Annotated in this window: 20 protein-coding genes; 12 read left to right on the top strand and 8 right to left on the bottom strand. The window is 70.2% G+C overall.

Annotated features, from left to right (window positions below; translation table 11 throughout):
- Positions 1–124 precede the first annotated feature (124 nt).
- From ACZZZB_RS12830 to ACZZZB_RS12820, 3 genes are all read left to right on the top strand, one after another.
- Entirely contained in the window at positions 125–1594 is a 1470-nt protein-coding gene (locus ACZZZB_RS12830) for an LLM class flavin-dependent oxidoreductase (RefSeq protein WP_463529869.1), read from the top strand.
- Positions 1591–2853: an acyl-CoA dehydrogenase family protein gene (locus tag ACZZZB_RS12825; protein WP_463529868.1), complete on the top strand. Its 1263-nt coding sequence runs from the start codon at positions 1591–1593 to the stop codon at positions 2851–2853. Before ACZZZB_RS12830 ends, ACZZZB_RS12825 begins: the two co-directional genes overlap by 4 nt.
- A gap of 159 nt (positions 2854–3012) precedes the next feature.
- Positions 3013–4248, top strand: coding sequence for an acyl-CoA dehydrogenase family protein (locus ACZZZB_RS12820; protein WP_463529867.1), 1236 nt, complete (start codon positions 3013–3015; stop codon positions 4246–4248).
- A gap of 117 nt (positions 4249–4365) precedes the next feature.
- On the opposite strand, the gene ACZZZB_RS12815 is transcribed toward ACZZZB_RS12820, so the two are convergent.
- The 5 genes from ACZZZB_RS12815 to ACZZZB_RS12795 form a co-directional block, all read right to left on the bottom strand.
- On the bottom strand, positions 4366–4815 hold the full coding sequence (locus tag ACZZZB_RS12815) for a hypothetical protein (RefSeq protein ID WP_463529866.1): 450 nt from the start codon (positions 4813–4815) through the stop codon (positions 4366–4368).
- 378 nt (positions 4816–5193) lie between these two features.
- Positions 5194–6576, bottom strand: coding sequence for an LLM class flavin-dependent oxidoreductase (locus tag ACZZZB_RS12810; RefSeq protein ID WP_229939672.1), 1383 nt, complete (start codon positions 6574–6576; stop codon positions 5194–5196).
- 23 nt (positions 6577–6599) lie between these two features.
- On the bottom strand, positions 6600–8114 hold the full coding sequence (locus tag ACZZZB_RS12805) for a hypothetical protein (protein WP_229939673.1): 1515 nt from the start codon (positions 8112–8114) through the stop codon (positions 6600–6602).
- An 87-nt stretch (positions 8115–8201) separates the two neighbouring features.
- Positions 8202–8603, bottom strand: coding sequence for an MmcQ/YjbR family DNA-binding protein (locus ACZZZB_RS12800; RefSeq protein ID WP_229939674.1), 402 nt, complete (start codon positions 8601–8603; stop codon positions 8202–8204).
- 39 nt (positions 8604–8642) lie between these two features.
- Positions 8643–9056 (bottom strand): winged helix-turn-helix transcriptional regulator, encoded by a 414-nt coding sequence (locus ACZZZB_RS12795; protein WP_086475320.1) that lies wholly within the window; start codon positions 9054–9056, stop codon positions 8643–8645.
- A gap of 79 nt (positions 9057–9135) precedes the next feature.
- On the opposite strand from ACZZZB_RS12795, the gene ACZZZB_RS12790 reads away from it, so the two are divergent.
- Entirely contained in the window at positions 9136–9933 is a 798-nt protein-coding gene (locus tag ACZZZB_RS12790; protein WP_463529865.1) for an NAD(P)H-binding protein, read from the top strand.
- Positions 9934–9991: 58 nt separating this feature from the next.
- On the opposite strand, the gene ACZZZB_RS12785 is transcribed toward ACZZZB_RS12790, so the two are convergent.
- Together ACZZZB_RS12785 and ACZZZB_RS12780 are read right to left on the bottom strand one after the other, a co-directional pair.
- On the bottom strand, positions 9992–11029 hold the full coding sequence (locus ACZZZB_RS12785) for a DUF418 domain-containing protein (RefSeq protein WP_463529864.1): 1038 nt from the start codon (positions 11027–11029) through the stop codon (positions 9992–9994).
- Positions 11030–11108: 79 nt separating this feature from the next.
- Positions 11109–11351: a hypothetical protein gene (locus tag ACZZZB_RS12780; protein ID WP_064296841.1), complete on the bottom strand. Its 243-nt coding sequence runs from the start codon at positions 11349–11351 to the stop codon at positions 11109–11111.
- A gap of 38 nt (positions 11352–11389) precedes the next feature.
- Between ACZZZB_RS12780 and ACZZZB_RS12775 the strand changes: the two genes are divergently transcribed.
- Positions 11390–11881, top strand: coding sequence for a MarR family winged helix-turn-helix transcriptional regulator (locus ACZZZB_RS12775; protein WP_191941939.1), 492 nt, complete (start codon positions 11390–11392; stop codon positions 11879–11881).
- A gap of 27 nt (positions 11882–11908) precedes the next feature.
- Here ACZZZB_RS12775 and ACZZZB_RS12770 read toward each other — a convergent pair whose 3' ends face one another.
- Complete coding sequence (locus ACZZZB_RS12770) at positions 11909–13291, bottom strand: MFS transporter (RefSeq protein WP_463529863.1); 1383 nt, start codon at positions 13289–13291, stop codon at positions 11909–11911.
- 142 nt (positions 13292–13433) lie between these two features.
- On the opposite strand from ACZZZB_RS12770, the gene ACZZZB_RS12765 reads away from it, so the two are divergent.
- The 7 genes from ACZZZB_RS12765 to ACZZZB_RS12735 all read left to right on the top strand — a co-directional run bounded on the left by ACZZZB_RS12765 (position 13434) and on the right by ACZZZB_RS12735 (position 20754).
- Entirely contained in the window at positions 13434–14705 is a 1272-nt protein-coding gene (locus ACZZZB_RS12765) for a coiled-coil domain-containing protein (protein ID WP_194644971.1), read from the top strand.
- A 122-nt stretch (positions 14706–14827) separates the two neighbouring features.
- Positions 14828–15055: a hypothetical protein gene (locus ACZZZB_RS12760; RefSeq protein WP_463529862.1), complete on the top strand. Its 228-nt coding sequence runs from the start codon at positions 14828–14830 to the stop codon at positions 15053–15055.
- Between the two features lie 446 nt (positions 15056–15501).
- Positions 15502–16482, top strand: coding sequence for a MetQ/NlpA family ABC transporter substrate-binding protein (locus ACZZZB_RS12755; protein ID WP_463529861.1), 981 nt, complete (start codon positions 15502–15504; stop codon positions 16480–16482).
- A gap of 100 nt (positions 16483–16582) precedes the next feature.
- Positions 16583–17722, top strand: a complete 1140-nt coding sequence (locus ACZZZB_RS12750; RefSeq protein ID WP_192019180.1) for a methionine ABC transporter ATP-binding protein — start codon at positions 16583–16585, stop codon at positions 17720–17722.
- Positions 17715–18380: a methionine ABC transporter permease gene (locus ACZZZB_RS12745; RefSeq protein WP_071260563.1), complete on the top strand. Its 666-nt coding sequence runs from the start codon at positions 17715–17717 to the stop codon at positions 18378–18380. Before ACZZZB_RS12750 ends, ACZZZB_RS12745 begins: the two co-directional genes overlap by 8 nt.
- The gene (locus tag ACZZZB_RS12740; RefSeq protein WP_192019179.1) at positions 18377–19558 is read left to right on the top strand and encodes an acyl-CoA dehydrogenase family protein; all 1182 of its coding nucleotides are present in this window, start codon (positions 18377–18379) and stop codon (positions 19556–19558) included. The genes ACZZZB_RS12745 and ACZZZB_RS12740 overlap by 4 nt, the downstream gene beginning before the upstream one ends.
- Positions 19555–20754 carry an acyl-CoA dehydrogenase family protein gene (locus tag ACZZZB_RS12735; protein WP_192019178.1) on the top strand — a complete coding sequence of 400 codons (1200 nt, stop codon included), beginning with the start codon at positions 19555–19557 and terminating at the stop codon, positions 20752–20754. The genes ACZZZB_RS12740 and ACZZZB_RS12735 overlap by 4 nt, the downstream gene beginning before the upstream one ends.
- The last annotated feature ends 56 nt before the right edge of the window (positions 20755–20810 follow it).

The following is a 20810-nucleotide window of genomic DNA, read 5'->3' as shown; positions in this document are numbered from 1 at the left end:
CAGCCCATGTGACGCTCTGTTTCGGGCCCCTCGCGAGCACCCGAGCCCCCGAGTACCGTCGTGCTGGACGGCGCCGTGATCGCCGTCGGACCCAGCCTCGACGAGACGACCCGGTGGTATCCCTGTGAGCAAGCGCATCATCCTCAACGCGTTCGACATGAGCTGCGTGACCCATCAAGCGCCCGGCCTGTGGAAGCACCCCGACAACCAGGCGCACCGCTACAACGACATCGACTACTGGATCGACCTCGCCAGACTCCTCGAGCGGGGCACCTTCGACGCCCTGTTCATCGCCGACGTCGTCGGCATCTACGACGTCTACCGGCACTCCTCCGCGCCCGCGCTCATCGACTCCGCTCAGCTCCCCGTCGGCGACCCGATCATCCAGGTGTCGGCCATGGCGAAGGCGACCGAGCACCTCGGCTTCGGCGTCACCGTCGCCTCCACCTACGAACTGCCCTACGCCCTCGCCCGCCGCTTCTCGACGCTCGACCACTTCACGAAGGGTCGGGTCGGCTGGAACGTCGTCACCTCCTACCTCGACTCTGCCGCCCGCAACCTCGGGCTGACGCAGCAGATCGGCCACGACGACCGCTACGGCATCGGCGAGGAGTTCCTCGACGTCACCTACAAGCTGTGGGAGGGTTCGTGGGAGGACGGCGCGGTCGTCATCGACCGCGAGAACGGCGTCTACACCGACCCCACGAAGGTGCACCCCATCAACCACCGGGGCGAGCACTTCCAGGTCCCCGGCATCCACCTCTCGGAACCGTCGCCGCAGCGCACCCCCGTCATCTTCCAGGCCGGCGCCTCGGCCCGCGGTCGCCAGTTCGCGGCCACCCACGGCGAGGCGGTGTTCATCAACGGGCTCGTCCCGGAGCTGACGCGCAAGACGACCGACGACATCCGCGACCGCGCCGAGGCCCTCGGACGGCCGCGCGACAGCGTGAAGATCCTCACCCTCGCCACGGCGATCGTCGCCGACACCGACGAGGAGGCGCAGGCGAAGTACGAGGAGTACCAGCAGTACATCTCGCTCGACGGCGCCCTCACCCTCTACGGCGGCTGGTCGGGCCTCGACCTCTCGTCCTTCGACCCCGACAAGCCGCTCAAGTACGTCGACACCGACGCGGCCCGCTCGGCACTCGCGATCTTCACGCTCGCCGACCCGGAACGCGAGTGGACGCCGCGCGACATCGCCCACTACATCGGCATCGGCGGCATCGGGCCCGTGTTCGTCGGCAGTGCCGCGACGGTCGCCGACGAGATCGAGCGCTGGATCGACGTCGCCGGGACCGACGGCTTCAACCTCGCCTACGTCATCACGCCCGGCACGTTCGAGGCCGTCGTCGACCTGCTCGTGCCCGAGCTGCGTCGCCGTGGCCGCGTCTGGGACGAGTACCCGGAGGGGACGCTGCGCGGCCGCCTGAACGGCACCGGCTCTCCCGTCGTGCCCGAGTGGCACCCGGCCCACCGCTACCGCGGTGCGTACGTCGGGCAGCCGTCCGCCGCCGACGACACCGCGCCTTCCCTCTTCGACACCGACAACGCCGACGAGACCAACGCCTACGCCCCAGAAGGAGCCTCAGCATGAGCATCGACACGATCAGCACTTCGACAGGCTCAGTGACCGGGCAGCCGGTCCCCGAAGGGCGTACGCACTGGTCCGGCACCGCCGACGACGCCGAGCTCGCGCACTGGGACGCCGTCGCCACCGAGGTCGCCGCCAAGCTCGCGGTCGACGTCCTCGAACGCGACCGCGCGAACCTCGACCCCACCACCGAGCTCGACCTCCTCCGCGAGTCGGGCCTCGTCAACCTGCTCGACCCCGCCGAGTTCGGCGGGGGTGGCGGACACTGGGAGAGCGCCTTCCGGGTCGTCCGCATCCTGTCGCGCGTCGACGCCTCCATCGGCCAGCTGCTCGCCTACCACTACATCAACGCGGGCAACATCGGCTTCACCGCCGACCCGGCCACGCAAGCCGAGTGGCACCGCAAGACCGTGGAGGGCCGGTGGATCTGGGGCGACTCCGTGAATCCGACGGACCCCGACCTCTCGCTCACCCAGGACGGCGACGCGTTCCGTCTCAACGGCCTCAAGCGGTTCTCGACGGGCGCCTCGGCCGGCGACGTCATCCTCGTCAACGCAGTCGTCCGCGGTGGCGACCACGACGGCACGATCTTCCAGTTCGTCCTCGACCACGACCGCGCGGGCATCACCTACCTCGGCGACTGGGACGCGCTCGGCCAGCGGCTCTCCGCGTCGGGTTCCGTGCGGTTCGAGGACGTCCTCGTCGAGCAGACGGACATCCTCGGCACCGTCGGTGACGAACCGTTCTCCTCTCTCGTGACGCCCGGCATCCAGCTCGCGTTCGGCAACCTCTACCTCGGCATCGCGGAGGGAGCGCTCGCGCAGGGCACGGAGCTCGTCCGGGCGCGGAAGAACGCCTGGTTCCTGAGCCACGCCGAGACCTACCGCGACGACCCGTTCGTGCAGCGCGTCGTCGGCGAGTTCGTGTCGTCGATCGCCGCCGTCGAGGCGCTCGCCGACCGCACGAACGCCCGCTTCGACCGCATCATCGAGCGGGGAGCTGACGTGACAGCGGAAGACCGTGGCGCCATCGCCATCGAGATCGCGAAGCTCAAGGTCGTCTCCACGGAGCTCGGCATCGAGGTCGCGAACCGCATCTTCGAGGTCACCGGGTCCAGCTCGGCGAAGGCCTCCGTTGGGCTCGACCTGTTCTGGCGGAACGTGCGCACGCACTCCCTCCACGACCCGGTCGACTACAAGAAGCTCGAGGTCGGCGCGAACCACCTGAACGGCGAGCTGCAGCCGATCTCGCTCTACACCTAGGCCTTCGCGCCACTCCCGCCCTTCGACAGGCTCAGGAACCACCCGTCGACAGGCTCACGGGCCGAACCCCAGCCCAGGGACCGGACCAGCCCTCGGTCCCTGAGCACCTCCACCGGTCCCTGAGCTTGTCGAAGGGCCCACTCAGGAACGGACTCCACCATGACCACCACCTCCACCACTGCCCGCCCGGTCGGCTTCGCGGCCGCCCGCGAGCTGCTCCTGCCGCTGTTCGCCGAGATCCAGGCCGGCGCCGTGGAGCGCGAACTCGAGCACCGGCTCCCGCGCGAGGAGGTGCGGAAGCTCGCCGCCGCCGGCTTCGGCGCCCTACGGGTCCCCGCCGAGTTCGGCGGTTCTGGACTCACCTTCCCGGAGTTCACCGAGCTCCTGATCGAGCTCGCAGCGGCGGACTCGAACCTCCCGCAGATCTTCCGTGGGCACATCGCCCTCGTCGAGGACCAGCTGGTCGCGGCCCCGAGCGACCGACGCACCGCATGGCTCGAGCGGTTCGTCGCCGGTGAGATCGTCGGCAACGCCTGGAGCGAAGTCGGCTCCGGCGCACTCGGCGTCTCCGGAACGGTCGTCACCGAGCGCGACGGCCGCTACGTCGTGAACGGCCGCAAGTTCTACACGACGGGCAGCATCTACGCCGACTGGACGGACGCCACCGCGCGACTCGTCGTCGAGGGCAAGCCCGACACCGAGGTCACCGTGCTCGTCCGCACGAACCAGCTGGGCGTGACGATCGCCGACGATTGGGACGGCTTCGGGCAGCAGCTCACCGGCACGGGGACGATCGTGTTCGAGGACGCGGTCGTCGACGCCGACCAGCTGCACCCCTTCACCGAGCGGTTCCGCTACCAGACCGCGCTCTACCAGCACGTGCTCATCGCCGTGCACGCGGGGATCGCGGCGGCGGTCGAGCGCGACGCCGGGGAGCAGATCCGCGCCCGTACCCGCGTCTACACGCACGGTCTCGCGCCACTCGTGAAGGACGACGGGCAGATCCAGGCGGTCGTCGGCGAGATCTCGTCGATCGCGTTCGTCGCGAAGCAGACCGTGCTCGGGGTCGCCGCTGCGATCGAGCGGGCATCGGAGACCGCCGCCGACCGCGATTCCGCGGACGACGTGCAGGCGAACATCGAGGCCGAGATCCGTTCCGCCCAGGCGCAGGTAGTGCTCTCAGAGCTCGTCCCACGGTCCGCGACGCTGCTGTTCAACACGCTCGGCGCCTCAGCCGTCAGCCGCACGAGCGCCCTCGACCGCCACTGGCGCAACGCCCGCACGGTCGCGTCGCACAACCCCGTGATCTACAAGACGCGGATCGTCGGCGACTGGTCCATCAACGGAACGCCGCCGCCCTTCGTCTGGGCCGTCGGTACGGCCAAGCCGCAGTAGCCCGCCGCGGCACGAGACCAGGGCATCGGCCCGAGAGCAGGACATTCGCCCGTAAGCAGGACATTTCGCTTCGAAACGTCCGGCTCTCGGGCGGATGTCCTGCTGCCAAGCGGAGGATCAGCGAGCGGGGACGTCGTCCGCGGGTGCGACGTCAGGTCGGAGCCGTGACGCTCCTGCCATGAACAACCAGACTCCGATGACCGCTGACGCCGGCACGGACAACCAGTACGCCAGAGCCCATTCAGGCGACGTGAAGAGCCCGACGAGGAACACCACCACCCCGGCGACGAGCGCGACCGCGCCGAGGATCCGCAGGGCAACGACTCCACCGTCGAGCCAGTCAGCCGGTACCTGGGCACGTCGCGCGCTCATGGCGACCACACCCGCGGCGATGATGAGCCCGAGGGGCCCGATGATGAAGAGCGCCGGGGCGTCGAGCACGTGCGTCGACGCCAGCGAAGGCAGAGACCCGAAGACCGAGATGGCCCCCGAGGCGACGATGCGTCGAGCCTCACCAGCGGGCATCGGCCCCCGGCGCGGAGCAGCGATCGTGGTAGCGGTGGTCATCTGAGCCTCCCTCGGTTCCGTGCGGGCCACCATACCTGGCGACCCAGGCGCATGCCACCGACCGCCGCCGGGTAGCGCGGCGAGGCCGCAGGAGCCAGACGGCATGCAACCCCAGAACACAGCCGGTCCCTGAGCCATTCGTGGTCCCTGAACCGCAGCCTCTCCGGTCCCTGAGCTTGTCGAAGGGCAGCCCCACCGGACGAGCCCTTCGACAAGCTCAGGGACCGGAGGAGGTCACTCGATGGTCGGGGACCGGGACGTCACACCGGAGACCACCTGCCGGCAGCCCGCGGCACGAGGGCAGGGCATCCGCACGAGGGCAGGACATTCCGCGTCGAAACGTCCTGTTCTCGGGCGGATGTCCTGCTGCCAGGCGGGTCAGCGGCCGGCGAAGGCGCCGCGGTAGGCGCGCAGCGGGTGCGTCTCCGGGAGGGTGGGCTCCGCACCGAAGAGCTTCTCGCGGAGCGTGCCCGGCGCGTACTCGCGCTGGGCGAGCCCGCGCTCCTGCAGCACCGGCATGACCTCGTCGACGAAGACCTCGTACGAGTGCGGGATCATCCAGTTGGCGACGTTGATCCCGTCGATCCCGGCCGCGCGCCACTCGGCCAGGTGGTCGGCGATCTGCTCCGGCGTGCCGACGACGCGGCCACGCAGCTTCGCGGTGAGCTTGGCGAGATCGCGCACGGTCGGCTCGCGGTCCGGCGAAAGGGCCTTGAGCGCCTCGAGCATGCTGTGCCCGCCCTGGGTCTCGACGTCCTTGAGTGGGGTGTCCGGGTCGATCGGCTTGCCGGTCGCCTGGTCGGTACCGAGGTTCGAGTGCGCGAGGAACGCGTCGGCCGACAGGAGTTCGTCGTACTCGGCCTCGATACGCTTCGCCTCCTCCTCGGTGCTGCCGACGATGAACGACATCGCCTGCCAGAACTTGACGTCGCGCGGGTCGCGGCCGGTCTCGGCGACGAGCGCGCGCGTCGACTCCGCGGACGCCCGCGCCGCCTCGATGCTGGGCGCCATCATGAACTGCACCTCGGCGTAGTTCGCGGCGAACGCCTTCCCCGCGCCGGACGAGCCTGCCTGGAACAGGAGCGGCGATCGCTGCGGCGACGGCGACGACAGGTGCGGGCCCTCCACGCGGTACCGTTCGCCGACGTGGTCGATGCGGTGCACCTTGGTGGGGTCGGCGAAGACGCCGCTGGCCTTGTCGGCGAGGAGTGCGCCGTCGTCCCACGACCCCTCCCAGAGCTTGCCGACGACCGCCACGTACTCCTCGGCCCACGCGTACCGCTCGTCGTGCTCGACGAGGCGGTCGAGCCCGTAGTTGCGCGCCGCGTTCTCGAGGAAGCTGGTGACGATGTTCCAGCCGACCCGACCGCCGGACGCGTGGTCGATTGTCGAGATCTTCCGCGCGAAGGTGAACGGGTGCTCCTGCAGGATCGACGACGTGAACGCGAGGCCAAGGTGCTCGGTGCTGATCGCCAACGCCGACAGCAGCATCGACGGGTCGTTGCTCGGCAACTGCATGCCCTCGCGGGCGTTCACGTCGAAGGACGCCCCGGCACCGCCGTAGACCCCGACGACGTCGGCGAAGAAGATCGTGTCGAACCGGCCCCGCTCGAGCGTCTTCGCGAGGTCGACCCAGAGGTTCACGTCGTCGAAGGTGTGCTGCTTCGCGTCCGGGTGGCGCCAGAGGCCGTGCTGCATGTGGGAGCCCGTGTTCATCACGAAGGCACCGAACTGGAGGCGGGAGGGCTGAGCGGCGGTCATCCCCTCACGCTACCGGCAGGGGCTCAACCGAAGGTGCCTTCGAGGTACACGTCGCCGTCGGGGCCGATCGTGTGGATCTGGTACTCGGCGGGGTACCCGGAGGGGCTCGTCCCGGCAAGCGCCGGGTCCCGGAGGATCGCGTCGATCGCGGCTGCGGCCTCAGGGGTCACGTGATTCACGTAGAGCTTCGGCTGTGCTGTGAGCTCGAACTCCGCGTTCGGGTTTGCGACGACGACCCCGACGATCGCGTCGACCATCGCCGGGCTCAGCTCGAGCGGGTCGAAGACCATCGAGAACCGTTCGGGGACCGAGACGTAGGCTCCGTCGGGGGCGATCTCGGCCAAGGCGGCGACGACGCCCGGCAACGCTGCGATCGAGGAGACGGTGATCGCCGGCCGATCGCCCGTGATGACCATCTGGACGCCGAGCGCCTCCGCGCGCAGCAAGCGATCCACCTGGGTGGTCAGGGTGCCCGCCGGGAACTCGGAGGGGACGAGCTGCAACCGCCAGGGCGCCGCTTGCGGGTCATCGGCGGCCAGGTCGGTGCCGCTCGACTCGCGGGCCATGACGACCATGACGATCGCGGGCTGGATCTCGGCGGCCTGTGCTGCAGCGGCTTGCTCCTCCGAGACCTGCCGCGCAGCCTGAGCTGCTGCGAGCACCTCGTCGGCGCCGGCGTCGGCGGCGATCAGGACGGTCGCCCCCGCACCGACGACCTCGACGGACGCCACGCCGTCGAGCGGTTCCAGAGCCTGCGTGAACGCCGCGGCCTCCCCGCCGATGGGCGGACCGACCACTGGCTCCAGCGCGGGCGGGCGGAAGAGTCCGATCGATCCGGCGACGACTGCGACCGCGAGGACGGCACCGAGGATGAGCAGGAACCGACGCCGTCCACCGCGGTCGGCGAGCGTGGCGAGGCCGATGACGGCCGCGACGACGAGCAGGATCGGCAGCCCGTAGACCACCGCCAACCACACGATGGTCCCGAAGGAGGTCCAGCCCACGAGCCATGCTGGCGAGTTGCCACCGGTGATCCCGAACGCTGCGATGACGCAGATCACGAGGCCGACGACGGCCACCGGCACAAGCCCGAAGAACGCACCGAACCCGCGGGACCTGGCCCATCGTCCGCCGAGCTCGGTCGCCGGCTGCACGAGGAGGAGCACGACCGCGAGGGCGAGCCAGAGGAAGGATCCGATGGTGCCGAGGACGCTGTACCACTCCCCTGCCGGCGAGAAGGAGACGGCGTCGGACCAGGTCGCCGGGTTGGGGCCTCCCGTGATCCGGTACCCGTCACCGTCGCGGTACTCCATCTGTCGGGCGAGGATCCCCCACGCGGCGATGACACCGACGACGACGGAGACCACCACGGTCGTCGATGCTGCGAGCACGGCGCTGCGCAGCAGGTAGGCGCTCGTGCGCGGGTGGCGCGCGAAGCGGCTTCGGAGCCCTGCTCGACCGGTCGGCGCCGGACTGCCGGACGGCGCCGCGTCAGGCTCGGCATCGGCGATCCGCATGCCGGATCCGTCGTCGCTCACAGCTCCCCGTCCTCGAACCGCAGCGCGCGGCTCCCCCGCTGGTCAGTCTGGCATGGTGCCGTCCGTGGGGCGAGGTCGCCGCCTTCGTCAGAGCGCGTCGAGCGCGCGGAGCTGGCGTTGGAGGGCGACCTGCCTATACGAGGTGTCGATCAGTTCGGCGATGAGCCCCCAGTCGACGTCATCGAGCGTGCGGGTGTCGTCGCCGTCGAGGCCGGCGTCGAACGCGAGTTTGCCCGACGGGCCGTCGTACTTCGGCGACCAGAACCGCTCGTCCTCGAGCCAGGCACCGCGCTCCTCATCGGCCGGGGTGAACGTGATGCTGTGCGGGATGCGCATCTCCGACCCGACGGTCACGAACACCCGCTTGCCCGCCTTGAAGCGCGGGCGTCCGTGGCCGAACGTCTCGACCGCCTCCGGGTAGGCGAGGCACAACCGTCTGACGCGTTCGACGAACGGATCGTCGGGATCGTGAACGATCGGATGCTCCATGTGCTGACGCTACTCCCCGCCGGCGTCACGCGACAGCGATCACCTGATGCGGTGCCCCGGGTGGGCGGCGTCGTACGCCGAACGCGACGCCGCGATCGCGGGCCGTTGCTCGAGCGACCAGTCGGCGAGCGTCTTGATCAGGTGCGAGAGCCCCGCACCGGACGAGGTGAGGGCGTAGGACACCTGCGCGGGCACCGTCGGGTACACCGTCCGGTCGACGAGGCCGTCACGTTCGAGTCTGCGGAGGGTCAGCGTCAGCATGCGTTGGGAGATCCCGTCGATCGCCCGCTGGAGCTCGCGGAACCGACGGTCGCCCGACGCGAGCTCGACGACGACGAGGACCGACCAGGTGTCGCCGATGCGGTCGAGGACGTCCCGGATACCGCAGTCCGGGTGGTCCTCCTTGCCGCAGGGTTCGAGGTCGGCGGTTACCGCGGTGTGCGTGAGTGACATGGAAGTGCCTTCTTGTGGGGCCGGAACGGGGGACGCAGACTCGTCCGAGTCATCAGTCCGAACACCGAAAGGCCCTGAAATGATCCTCGTCACCGGAACCACCGGCCAACTCGGCAGCGCGATCCTCGATGCGCTCACCACCCGTGGGGCCGCACCGCTCGCGAGCAATCGCAGCGGTCAGGACGGCGCGCGACGGATCGACTTCGACGACCCCGACACCGTCTCCTTCGTCGGGGTCGACACGCTCGTCCTCGTGTCGGCGGGTGAAGCCGAGGACGACGTCGTGATCGCCCGACACGAGACGGCGATCACCGCGGCCGAGCGGGACGGGGTGCAGCACGTCGTGTACACGAGCCTCACCTCGGCCGGAGACCACCTCGCGTTCGCGCTCGCGCACCGGTGGACCGAGCGTCGACTGCAGCACAGCAGCCTGTCCTGGACGATCCTGCGGAACGGCCTGTACGCCGAGCTGTTCGGGTCGCTCCTGGCATGGTCGGGGGACTCGCTCGGTTCGGCGTTCGGCGACGGCGCGCTCGCCGCCGTCGCGCGAGCCGACCTCGCCGAGGCCGCAGCCGTCGTCGCGATGTCACCGTCGGACCACGTCGGTCGCAGCTACGACCTCGTCGGCGAACCGATCACGGCCGCACAGGTGGCCGATCGACTGGGCGTCCCAATCCAAACCGTCTCCCTCGCCGAGCAACGGGAGGCACTGACTGAGGCCGCGCTCAAGCCGTTCCAGCCCGCCATGCTCATGTCGATCTTCACCGGCGTCCGGCACGGATTCCTCGACGGCACGGGTGACGATCTCCGGACGCTGCTCGGACGCGAACCAGCGGACGCGGTCGCGGTCGCGGCCGCCTCACTCCCACCCCGCTGAGTCGCCCGGATCTGCACGAATCCGAACCGAAACCGTGCAGTTCAGGGCGACTCAGTGCTCAGGCGGCCGGCAGCGCAGCGCCCCGCAGCGGGACGACGCGACGCCAGGTGGCCATCCGCCAGACCCACTCGACCGGCCCGTAGCGGAAGTGCCGCAGCCAGACCCGGCTGAGCACCGACTGCACCGCGATGAGCGCGAGCGCCCCGACGCTCACCGCGGCCAGGTCGTCGATCTCCCGGAAGGGGACGAGCAGCCCGACGACCGCGAACACGGCGCTCGCGGCGAGGTAGTTGGTGAGCGCCATGCGGCCGAGGGGTTCGAATACGGCCGCGAGGGCTCGACGCACCGGCGTCTGCCAGAGCAGCGCGAATCCGGTGACGTACACGACGGCGAGGACCCCGCCCGCGATCCCACCGGCGGTCGTGAACCGCGGGTCGCCGGGCTCGGTGGTCTGCCAGACGATGGCCGGGACGGCGAGGGCCGTCGCCACGAGGAAGGTGATCCACACGGGCCGCCCGCCGGCGTCGAGCACCTTCGGCAAGCCGTACGCCGCCGCCCCCGCACCGGCGAGGAACAGTCCGGGCAGGGTAGCGAGCCCACCGCCGGTGAGCGCGTAGGCGGCGATCGTGAGCACGACGCCGGACCCGAGCAGCGCCCAGCGCGGCAACCACAGCATGAGGGGGAGCATGAGGATCCCGCAGATCGCGTACTCGCGGAGGATCTCCCCCGGGTAGAGGAACCCGTGCGCGATGCCGATCACCGCCAGCGCACTCAACCGCAGCAGCATCGGCACGAGCGCGCCGGTGCCGCGACGGCGGGCGCCCTGGATCACGAGCATCGCGCTCAGCCCGAAGAGGAAGGCGAAAATGGGGACGAACCGCGTCTGCACCGCGAACTCGAGCACGGTGTCCATGAGCGTGGACTGTCGCTGGTCGAACGGGATGTCGCTGCCGAGCCGGGTGATGTCGGGGACGTTGACGAAGAGGATGCCGACGAGTGCGAACCCGCGGAGGGCGTCGATGAGGTGCCAGCGACGCGAGGTGGCGTCGCCGGTGGACGGGACCGGCGGCGTGGAAGAAATGTTGACCTGAGGCATATCACCAGTTCAGCAGGCGTGGCGGAAGCCCGCATGCACCTGGAGGATGACGTCCTGCCACCCGGGATGGAGATCGCCCTCAGGCAGCTGGCGCCTTCGGGCAGTGCAGCTGCGTGCGCGGGCCGGTCGTGCGGTCGACGATGTGCTCCGACATGGCGTGGCCGCAGATCGGGCACCCCGACTGCGCGGCCGGCGGCAACGGCTCCTCGTTGTAGGGACCGAGGGGCGGCGGACCGAGCACCTTCCACATGCGGCCGTTCACCCAGCCGTACAGACCACCGGCCTCGCGCACGGACTCCCGGAAGGATCGCTTCTCGCTCATATTGATGAGTGTACTAATCATTTGGGTACGATGGGACCGTGACCGCCAACGAATCCACCACCGTCGCCACGGCCGATGACCTTCTCCAGCTCGAGAACCAGGTCTGCTTCGCGCTCGCCGTCGCGTCGCGCAGCGTCATCTCGCTCTACAGGCCGATCCTCGAACCGCTCGGTCTCACCCATCCGCAGTACCTCGTGATGCTCGCCCTCTGGCAGCACAGCCCGCGCTCGGTCAAGGACCTCGGCGGAGCGCTGCAGCTCGAGCCGGCGACGTTGTCCCCGCTCCTCAAGCGCCTCGAGACCGCCGGGCTCGTCCGACGCGACCGCAGCCGACTCGACGAGCGCGTCCTCGACGTCTCACTCACCACCGCCGGCCGTGAGCTGCGCACCCAGGCGGAGGCCATCCCGCACCGGGTCATGAACGAGCTCCGGATGGACGCCGAGCACCTCACCCAGCTCCGCGAGATGCTCCACGCGGTGATCGGGGCGGCCACCACCGCGCCCGCCGTCACGGGTGTCGACCCGCGCTGACCGAGGGCTCGCCGCCAGGCGACAGCGTCAGGCCGGCGACGAGGCCGTCGTCTCCGGCGCGGTCGCGGTCCGCGGATTCCGGATGCCGACGAACGACACCACACCGCCGACGAACATGAACACGGCGGTCGCCAGGACCACCCGTGGGAACCCGTCGACGCCGAGCGCGCCACCGGCGATGATGCCGACCAGGGCGATCGACACGAGGCCGGCCACGCGCGACACCGCGTTGTTGACCGCCGATCCGATGCCGGCATGGGCCGGGTCGATCGATCCGAGGATGCCCGCGGTGAGCGGCGCGACCGTGATCGCGAGGCCGAGACCGACGAGCAGGATGCCCGGGAACAGCTGCACCCAGTAGTTCAGGTCCTGCTGCGCACCCATCATCAGCAGGAAGCCGACGCCGGCGACGATCGGCCCGATCGTCATGAACAGCCGCGGTCCGTGCTTGCCGGCCAGCTTGCCGAACCAGGACGACAACGCGAGCATGACGAGCGTCGGCGGCAGCGTCGCGATGCCTGCCAGCGTGGCGCTGAAGCCCGCCGTCTGCTGGATGAAGACGGCGATGGCGAAGAAGCCGAGCGAGAGGGCGCCGTAGATGAAGACGGTCGCGATGTTGCCGTAGCCGAAGTTGCGCACGCGGAAAAGCGACAGCGGCAGCATCGGGTCGGGGTGGTGGCGCTCCCACCAGAGGAATGCGATGAAGGACACGACCCCGCCGATGAGCGGCACGAGCAGCATCGGGCTCGACCAGCTGTAGCGCTCCTGCTCGATGAGCGCGAAGACAGGGCCGCCGAGCCCGACGGCGCCGAGCACCGCGCCGACGACGTCGATCCGCGGGCGGTGTTCGGGCTCGGGTACGCGGTCGGTGCGCATCATGAGCCACAGGGTGACGATGATCGGGATGATGTTGATGGCGAAGATGAGGCGCCAGGACAGCGTGTCGACGAGCACCCCGCCGAGCAGCGGGCCGGTGATGCCTGCGGCCCCCGTCCATGCCGTCCAGGTGCCGATCGCCTTGCCCTGCGCGACGCCGCTGAACGTCGAGATGATGATGGCGAGCGAACTCGGCACGAGCAGCGCGGCCGCGCCACCCTGGAGCAGCCGGGCGACGATGAGGACCTCGGCGGTCGGTGCGACCGCGCACAGGATCGAGGTGACGCCGAAGCCGATGAGCCCGATGCGGAGGATGCGGATGCGCCCGAACGCGTCGGAGAGCGAGCCCGCGAGCAGGATCAGGGACCCGAGGGTGATCAGGTAGGCGTCGACCACCCACTGCTGCACGATGAGGCCGCCGCCGAGTTCCTTCGTCATCGCGGGGAGCGCGACGTTCACGACCGAGCCGTCGAGGAACGCCACGAACGAGGAGAGGATCGCGATCGTGAGCACGAGGCGCTGCTGGCGGGTCATGGGTTCAGGGTAGCCCCGCGGACCGACGTGCCGAGCGTGATCCCGAGGACGCTCGACAGCCGTCGGAACGCCGTCGACGACCGACGTCCGACGCCACGTCCTTCCCAGCCGATCCCCGTTCCGCGTTCGTAGACTGGAGCCCATGGACGACCTGTGGTGGCTCCCCTCGCTGATCGTGTTCGGGGGCGTCGGCATCATCGTCTGGTTGCTCGTCACCCTGCTGCGTCGGCGCAACCCGAAGACCCCCGTCGCCTCCATCGACGACCTCCACCGCCGCGCGGGCATCGCCCTCGTCCGCACCGACGACGCGGTCCGCGAGGCCGAGGACGAGGTCGGATTCGCCGAAGCGGAGTTCGGGCGCGAAGCCGCCCGAGGGTATGCGGCCGACGTCGCCTCGGCGCGCTCGGCGCTCGGGGAGGCGTTCCGGCTCCGTCAGTCGCTCGAGGACGAGATCGCCGACACGGAGGCGCAGCGCCGCGCCTGGAACGAGCGGATCATCAGCGTCTGCGAGGACGTCGAGCGCACGCTGAGCGCCCGACTGCGCGGCTTCGACGAACGCCGTGGCGCGGAGCGATCGGCGCCCGAGCTCCTCGACCAGCTCGAGCGACGCATCGACCGCGCGCGCGAACGACTCACCACCACCGGCCTCGCGATCGCCTCGGCCGCCGATCGCTATGCGGCGAGCGCCGTCGAGGACGCGCGGGTGCTCCGCCGGACCGCGCAGGACGCAGTCGACCAGGCGACGGCCGATGCGGCGACGACGAAGGATCGGATCGACACCGGCCGGCCGGCCGCCGCGGCACTGCACGCCCTGGGGCGCGAGCTGCAGCAGGCGGAGGACCGGCTGGACGCCGTCGAGCGTTCGCTCGCGGGCATCGCTGCAGCGGAGACCGAACTCGCCGCAGCGGGGCGGGAGCTCCGCACGGTGATCGCCGAAGCGGAGGCGTTGGGCGCGGCGGTGGAACGCGCGGAGACGGCCGCCGTCATCGCGGCTGCCGTCGAGCGGGCGAACCGTGCGCTCCTCGAAGCGGAGTCGACCACGTCCACGGACGGCGACCGCGTCCTGCCCGATCCGGTGCGACGTCTGGAGGCGGTTCGCGCCGCCGACATCGATCTCGACGCCGCCCTCGCGACCGCCCGGAGCGCGCAGCAGCGCCTCGACAACGCTCGCGAGGCGCTGCGCGGGGCACTGTTCACCGCGGACAGCAACATCCGCGTCGCCGTCGACGTCATCGCCGCGCACCGAGGGAGCGTGGGTGCCGACGCGAGAACGCGCCTCGCCGAGGCACAGCGGCAGCTCGCGCTCGCGGAGGCGGCAGCGGTCGACGATCCGGTCGAGGCGCTCGACGCCGCCCGCCGGGCCTCGCGGATCGCCCAGGACGCGGACGCATTGGCCCGGTACGACGTCGGGTGACCCTCGCCACCTGACGAGTGGAGGTCGACACTCAGCATTCATGTTCTAGAATATGAGAACCGCTGTCGCGACGTACTCACCGTCATCGCGAAGCCCTCGCCGCCGACTCCCGAGAGGACCCCGTGCCCAGCTCGTCCGCGCGCCCGCCGCGCTCCGCGTCCCCGATCTTCACGACGCTCACCCACGGGTTCGACGCGCAGGCGGCGTCATCTGCTCCGGAGCAGACCCGCTCGACCGGAACACCGATCCAGCACGGGTCACCGCTCGCCTCGGCCGACTGCCCCATCTTCGATCAGCTCGCGGGCCGCCGCCTCGCCCGCCGCCGGAGTAACTTCGTTCACCCCGCCTGACCCCACCCTTCGACAAGCTCAGGGACCGGAAGAGGTGCGCGCAGCGAACACGGTCGCTACGTTCCGGATTCGGCCACGGGCCTCCGGATTCGTTCGCTGAGCCCCAGCCCCGGTCACTGAGCTTGTCGAAGTGCCCACCACCCTTCGACAAGCTTCAGGGACCGGAGTGGGAGCTCATGGGCCGGAGAGGGAGCTCAGGGACCGGAGGAGGAGCCCAGGGACCGGAGGAGGAACTCAGGGACCGGAGTGGGAGCTCAGGGACCGGGGGTGCGGAGCGCCGGTGGACGTGCCGCAGTGTAGGGACGATCGCCCGTCCGTGCAGCACGTTTACGTTTCATCTCGAACGGTGACGGTCGGCGGTAACGCAACGGGCGTCCCTCCGCACGCCTGTGGAAACTGGCTCCGTGCACGCACCAGTGCACCCACAGACAGAGCCGAGGACCATCATGAGTGAGCACACGGGACCAGAACCGACCGAATTGCGGGCGTCGATCGCCTCAGGCAAGCGGAAGCGCCGGAACCTGCTGATCGGCGGTGTCGCGGTCATCGCCGTCGCCGCGATCGCTGTCGTCATCTCCGTCGTCGTCGGTGGCCAGAACGGGACTGCTGACGCAGCGACCGGTTCCGGCGCACCCGCGGAGCGCCTCAGCGTGAAGATCGCGGTGTCCGAGGACACGCAGTTCCAGGACGCCGTGAAGGAGGTCGCCGCCGAGAAGGGCCTCGACGTCGAATGGGTGAACGTGAAGGACTGGGTCCTCCCCAACACCGAACTCGTCGCCGGCACCGTCGACGCGAACGCCTTCCAGCACATCCTCTACCTCTCGGCCTTCAACGCGGAGAACGACGCCGACCTGACGCCGGTGTTCTCGACCGTCATCACCCAGTGGGGGATCTTCTCGAAGACGCTCACCGACGTCGGGGACCTCGCCGACGGCGCGCGCATCGCGATCCCCGACGACCCGTCCAACGGCGGCCGTGCCCTGAACATCCTTGCTGCGGCCGGACTCATCGAGATCGCAGCGGACGCCGGGAACTTCCCGACCGTCGAGGACGTGACCGCGAACGACAAGAACCTCCAGTTCGTGCCGCTGCCGGCGACGAGCATCCCGCAGCAGTTCGACGACCCGTCCCTCGCAGCCGTCGTCGTCGGGACCTCCTACTTCGACCCGAGCCAGGGCATCACGAAGGACGACGCACTCTTCCTCGACGACTCGCTCTCCGAAAAGAACCTGCCCTACGTCAACGTCATCGCCACCCGCGAGGAGGACAAGGACAACCCGGCCTGGAAGATCCTCGAGGACACCTACGCCGACCCGCGCGTCGCCGAGGCGCTCGACGACGAGTTCGCCGGGAACTCGGTCCTCGTGAAGGTGCCGGTGAAGGACCTCCGCGACAAGCTCGCCGAGCTCGAAGCCGAAGCCGAGTAGGACGACGGCGGCCGGTCATCGCCTCCCGCGATGACCGGCCGCCACCACGCAGTGGCCGTCCGGGGTCTCCCGGACGGCCCTCCCGCGAGAGGAGCAGGTGATGAACACAGCAATCGTCTTCGAGGACGTCAGCAAGACGTTCGAGGTGAAGGGCCGTGCCTTCGAGGCGCTGCGCCACGTCGACCTGACGGTCGAGCGGGGTGAGATCTTCGGCATCGTCGGGTACTCCGGCGCCGGGAAGTCGACGCTCCTGCGCACCGTCAACGCCCTCGAGCGGCCGACGAGCGGGCGGGTGGTCGTCGAGGGCCTCGAGATCTCCGCGCTCGCCGGGCAGGCGCTCTACGCCGCCCGTCAGCGGATCGGCATGATCTTCCAGCAGTTCAACCTCCTGGAGTCCCGGACCGTCTACAAGAACATCGCCTACCCGCTCAAACTCGCGAAGGTGCCGGACGCCGAGATCCTCGACCGCGTCGAAGAACTGCTCGCGTTCGTCGGGCTGAGCGACAAGGCCCTCGCCTACCCGTCGCAACTCTCCGGCGGGCAGAAGCAGCGGGTCGGCATCGCCCGCGCCCTCGCCACCCGCCCCGAGATCCTCATCTCCGACGAGGCGACCAGCGCCCTCGACCCGCAGACGACCGGCGAGGTCCTCGAGCTCCTCCGGCGGGTGAACGAGGAGTACGGCGTCACGATCCTGCTCGTCACCCACGAGATCGACGTCATCCGCGAACTCGCCGACCGGGTCGCCGTCATGGAGGACGGCGAGGTGGTGGAGCAGGGCAGTGTGTACGAGGTGTTCTCGGCACCACGCACCGCGACCGCGCGACGCTTCGTCTCGTCGGTGCTCCACCACATCCCCTCCGACGAGGTGCTCGCGAAGATCCGGGCGGTGCACCACGGGCGCCTCGTCCAGCTGCACGTCGAGGACCGCGACACCAACCACCCGTTCCTCTCGCGGGTCGCCCGCGACAACGACATCGACTTCAACGTCGTGTTCGGCGGCGTCGACGAACTCCAGGGGCGACTGTTCGGCAGTCTCACGGTCGAGCTGCTCGGACCGGACGACCGCGTGGACGCCGCCATCGCGGGGCTCCGAGCCACGGCGACCGTCACCGCGATCGACCCTGCGCACGCCCTTCGACAAGCTCAGGGACCGGGCGTGGGGCAACACGGACCGATCGCCGCCGGGCACGAACCGCTCGCCGAGGACCCCGACTCCCTGAAGGAGCACACCCATGCGTGACTTCGATCCCGACGCGTTCTTCCCGCGTCTCCTCAAGGCCATCGGGGAGACCGGCCTCATGGTCTCCGTCTCCTTCGCCGTCGCGACGGTCATCGGGATCCTGCTGGGCCTCCTGCTCTATGCGAGCCGGCCCGGCAACCTCCTGCAGAACCGCGTCGTGTTCGGCGTCCTGAACTTCATCATCAACGTCATCCGACCGGTGCCCTTCCTCATCGTCGCGATCGCGCTCATCCCGCTCACGCGGCTCGTGTTCGGCACCGGCCTCGGACCGCTTCCGGCGACGATCCCGCTCATCCTCGTCGCGAGCGTCGCCATCGGGCGCGTCTCCGAGTCGAACCTCGTCGCCGTCTCACCGGGTGCCATCGAGGCCGGCGCGGCCATGGGGGCGAGCCCTGTGCGAGTGCTGTTCACGATCGTCGTACCCGAGGCGCTCGGCCCACTCATCCTCGGACTGACCTACATCCTCGTCGCCCTCGTCGATGCGACGGCCGTGGCCGGGGTGCTCGGCGGCGGCGGCCTCGGTGACCTCGCCATGACCTACGGCTACCAGCGGTTCGACTGGATCGTCGTCGGACTCGTCGTCGTCACGCTCGTCCTGCTCGTGCAGCTCGCCCAGTTGCTCGGCAACGTGCTGGCGAAGCGGGTGCTGCACCGATGAGCACCGACGATTTCGACTCGTTCCTCTCCTCCATCCGCGGCGGCGCCGTGTCGCGTGAGGCCGACCGGCGCCTCCTGTTCGACGAGGTCGCCGAGCTCAAGCACCTGGGCTTCGCCGCTGCCAGAGTGCCCGTCGCGTCCGGCGGCGGCGGGCTCACGCTCGAGCAGCTGTTCGCGCGGCTCATCGCACTCTCGGCGGCGGACTCGAGCCTCGGGCACGTCTGGCGCGGACACATCCTGTTCGTCGAGGCGCTGCTCGCTTCGCCCGACGCCGCCTATCGGGAGCACTGGTTCGCCCGGCTGAGCGCCGGCGACCTCGTCGGGAACGCGCAGTCGGAGCGGCACGCGACCGCACACCTCGAGACCGTCCTCGACCGCGACGACGAACTCCTCACGGTGACCGGCACGAAGTACTACACGACCGGCAGCATCTACGCCGACTGGATCTACCTGTCCGCGCTCGACGGGACCGACCGCGTCGCGGTGACCGTCTCCGCGCACGATCCAGGCACCCGCTCGGTGGACGACTGGGACGGCTTCGGACAGCCGTTGACGGGAAGCGGGACGACCACCTTCGACCGCGTGCCGGTGGACCCGCGCGACCTCGTCGTTCACAGCAGCGACGCGGCGGGGTGGCACCGGACGGGCGCCCTCCAACAGCTCATCCTGCTCGGTGTGGTGGCGGGCATCGCGCAACGTGCCCTCGAGGACACCGTCGACTATGTGCGCGCCAGGCGACGGACCGTCGGCCACGCGGGCGAGCACCTGCCACGCGAGGATCCGCTCGTGCAGTCGATCGTGGGCCAGCTGAGCAGCGTCGTGCACACGGCCCGCGCGCTCGTCCTCGCGTCTGCTCGGACCCTGGAGGAACCGGCCACCGATCCCGACGCCGCGCGTTCGGCGCTCCTGGAGGTCTTCCGCGTCCAGCAGGTCGTCCTCCCGCTCGTCCTCGATGCCCTCAGCCGCCTGTTCGAGGTCGGTGGTGCCTCCGCCGTCGGCCGGTCGACCGCGCTGGACCGGCACTGGCGGAACGTCCGGACGATCGCCTCCCACAATCCCGCCGTGCAGCGTTCGGCGGCACTCGGGCAGTTCGAACTCAACGGCACCCTGCCCGAGTGGCAGGCTCCGGGGGCGCGGCCCGAGACCGAGCCCGTTCCGGCGGATGGAGAGCAGGCATGAGCGAGACGGCGACGATCGACCGGGACCTGGCGCAGCGCTTCGCACCGCTCTTCGACGAGCTCGGGCGGGACGCCGTCGAGCGGGAACGCGAGCGCCGGCTGCCGTATGCCGAGGTGGAGGCGCTGCGTGAAGCGGGCTTCCCCCGCGTGACGCTGCCGCGACGGTATGGCGGCGAGGAGGCCACGCACGGCGAGCTGTTCGAGCTGCTCGCCGAGCTGGCCAGACGCGACCCGAACCTCGCGCAGCTGTTCCGATCCCACTTCTCCTACATCGACCGCACCCTGCACGCGCCGGCGTCCGCGGACCGCGAGGCGCGCCTGGCCCGGCTGGCCGACGGAGCCATCGTCGGCAACGCGAGCCACGAGCGGTCGACCGCGAAGGTGGGCTCCCTCGCCACCCGGCTCACCGAGACGCCGGGCGGTCTCCGACTGAACGGGACCAAGTTCTACAGCACGGGGACGCTGTTCGCCGACCTCGTCGGGGTCGCCGCCGAGCAGGACGGCGAGTTCGTCTCGGTGCTCGTCGAGACGGAGGCCGCGGGTGTCGATCGGATCGACGATTGGACCGGGTTCGGACAGCGGCTGACGGGCAGCGGCACCACCGTCTTCACGGAGGTCGCCGTCGACGCGTCGGCGGTGACCCGACGCGAGCCGGAACGCCCCTCGCACGGCGGCGCGTTCGTACAGTTGGTCCTGCTGGCGGCGGTGACGGGCATCGGCCGCGCAATCGTCGACGACGCCGGTGCGTTCGTCCGGACGCGGACCAGAACCTACAGCCACGGTGCGGCGTCGACCGCCCAGGCCGACCCGATCGTGCAGGAGGTCGTCGGTGAGCTGTCGGCGAAGTCGTTCGCCGCCGACGCCGCCCTGGCCGCCGCGACGACCGCACTCGGTCGTTCGAGCGCGGCGATCCTCGGTGCCGACCCGGATCTCGTCCAGGAACGGATCGCCGCCGTCGAACTCGCGACGGCGCGCGCGCAGCTGGTGATCCTGCCCGCCGTGCTCGACGCCGCGACCGCCCTGTTCGACGTGGGCGGTGCGAGCGCCGTCGAGACGCACCGGGCGCTCGACCGGCACTGGCGGAACGCCCGCACGATCGCCTCACACAACCCGTCCCGCTTCAAGGCCAGGGCGATCGGCGACCACGTCGTGAACGGGACGCCGATCGCCTCCTGGTGGAGCACCGGCGAGGCGTGACGCCCCGCCGGTCACGCCCTTCGACAAGCTCAGGAACCGGAAGCAGCGCAGAGACC

The sequence above is a fragment of the Plantibacter sp. AC185 genome (assembly GCF_979258065.1).
This window is presented reverse-complemented; position numbering and strand designations above follow the sequence as displayed.

Excerpts from the sequence above, each read along its gene's own strand:
- ACZZZB_RS12825 (WP_463529868.1), top strand. The coding sequence starts at position 1,591 with ATGAGCATCGACACGATCAGCACTTCGACAGGCTCAGTGACCGGGCAG.
- ACZZZB_RS12820 (WP_463529867.1), top strand. The coding sequence starts at position 3,013 with ATGACCACCACCTCCACCACTGCCCGCCCGGTCGGCTTCGCGGCCGCC.
- ACZZZB_RS12815 (WP_463529866.1), bottom strand. The coding sequence starts at position 4,815 with ATGACCACCGCTACCACGATCGCTGCTCCGCGCCGGGGGCCGATGCCC.
- ACZZZB_RS12810 (WP_229939672.1), bottom strand. The coding sequence starts at position 6,576 with ATGACCGCCGCTCAGCCCTCCCGCCTCCAGTTCGGTGCCTTCGTGATG.
- ACZZZB_RS12800 (WP_229939674.1), bottom strand. The coding sequence starts at position 8,603 with ATGGAGCATCCGATCGTTCACGATCCCGACGATCCGTTCGTCGAACGC.
- ACZZZB_RS12795 (WP_086475320.1), bottom strand. The coding sequence starts at position 9,056 with ATGTCACTCACGCACACCGCGGTAACCGCCGACCTCGAACCCTGCGGC.
- ACZZZB_RS12790 (WP_463529865.1), top strand. The coding sequence starts at position 9,136 with ATGATCCTCGTCACCGGAACCACCGGCCAACTCGGCAGCGCGATCCTC.
- ACZZZB_RS12785 (WP_463529864.1), bottom strand. The coding sequence starts at position 11,029 with ATGCCTCAGGTCAACATTTCTTCCACGCCGCCGGTCCCGTCCACCGGC.
- ACZZZB_RS12780 (WP_064296841.1), bottom strand. The coding sequence starts at position 11,351 with ATGAGCGAGAAGCGATCCTTCCGGGAGTCCGTGCGCGAGGCCGGTGGT.
- ACZZZB_RS12770 (WP_463529863.1), bottom strand. The coding sequence starts at position 13,291 with ATGACCCGCCAGCAGCGCCTCGTGCTCACGATCGCGATCCTCTCCTCG.
- ACZZZB_RS12765 (WP_194644971.1), top strand. The coding sequence starts at position 13,434 with ATGGACGACCTGTGGTGGCTCCCCTCGCTGATCGTGTTCGGGGGCGTC.
- ACZZZB_RS12755 (WP_463529861.1), top strand. The coding sequence starts at position 15,502 with ATGAGTGAGCACACGGGACCAGAACCGACCGAATTGCGGGCGTCGATC.
- ACZZZB_RS12750 (WP_192019180.1), top strand. The coding sequence starts at position 16,583 with ATGAACACAGCAATCGTCTTCGAGGACGTCAGCAAGACGTTCGAGGTG.
- ACZZZB_RS12745 (WP_071260563.1), top strand. The coding sequence starts at position 17,715 with ATGCGTGACTTCGATCCCGACGCGTTCTTCCCGCGTCTCCTCAAGGCC.
- ACZZZB_RS12740 (WP_192019179.1), top strand. The coding sequence starts at position 18,377 with ATGAGCACCGACGATTTCGACTCGTTCCTCTCCTCCATCCGCGGCGGC.
- ACZZZB_RS12735 (WP_192019178.1), top strand. The coding sequence starts at position 19,555 with ATGAGCGAGACGGCGACGATCGACCGGGACCTGGCGCAGCGCTTCGCA.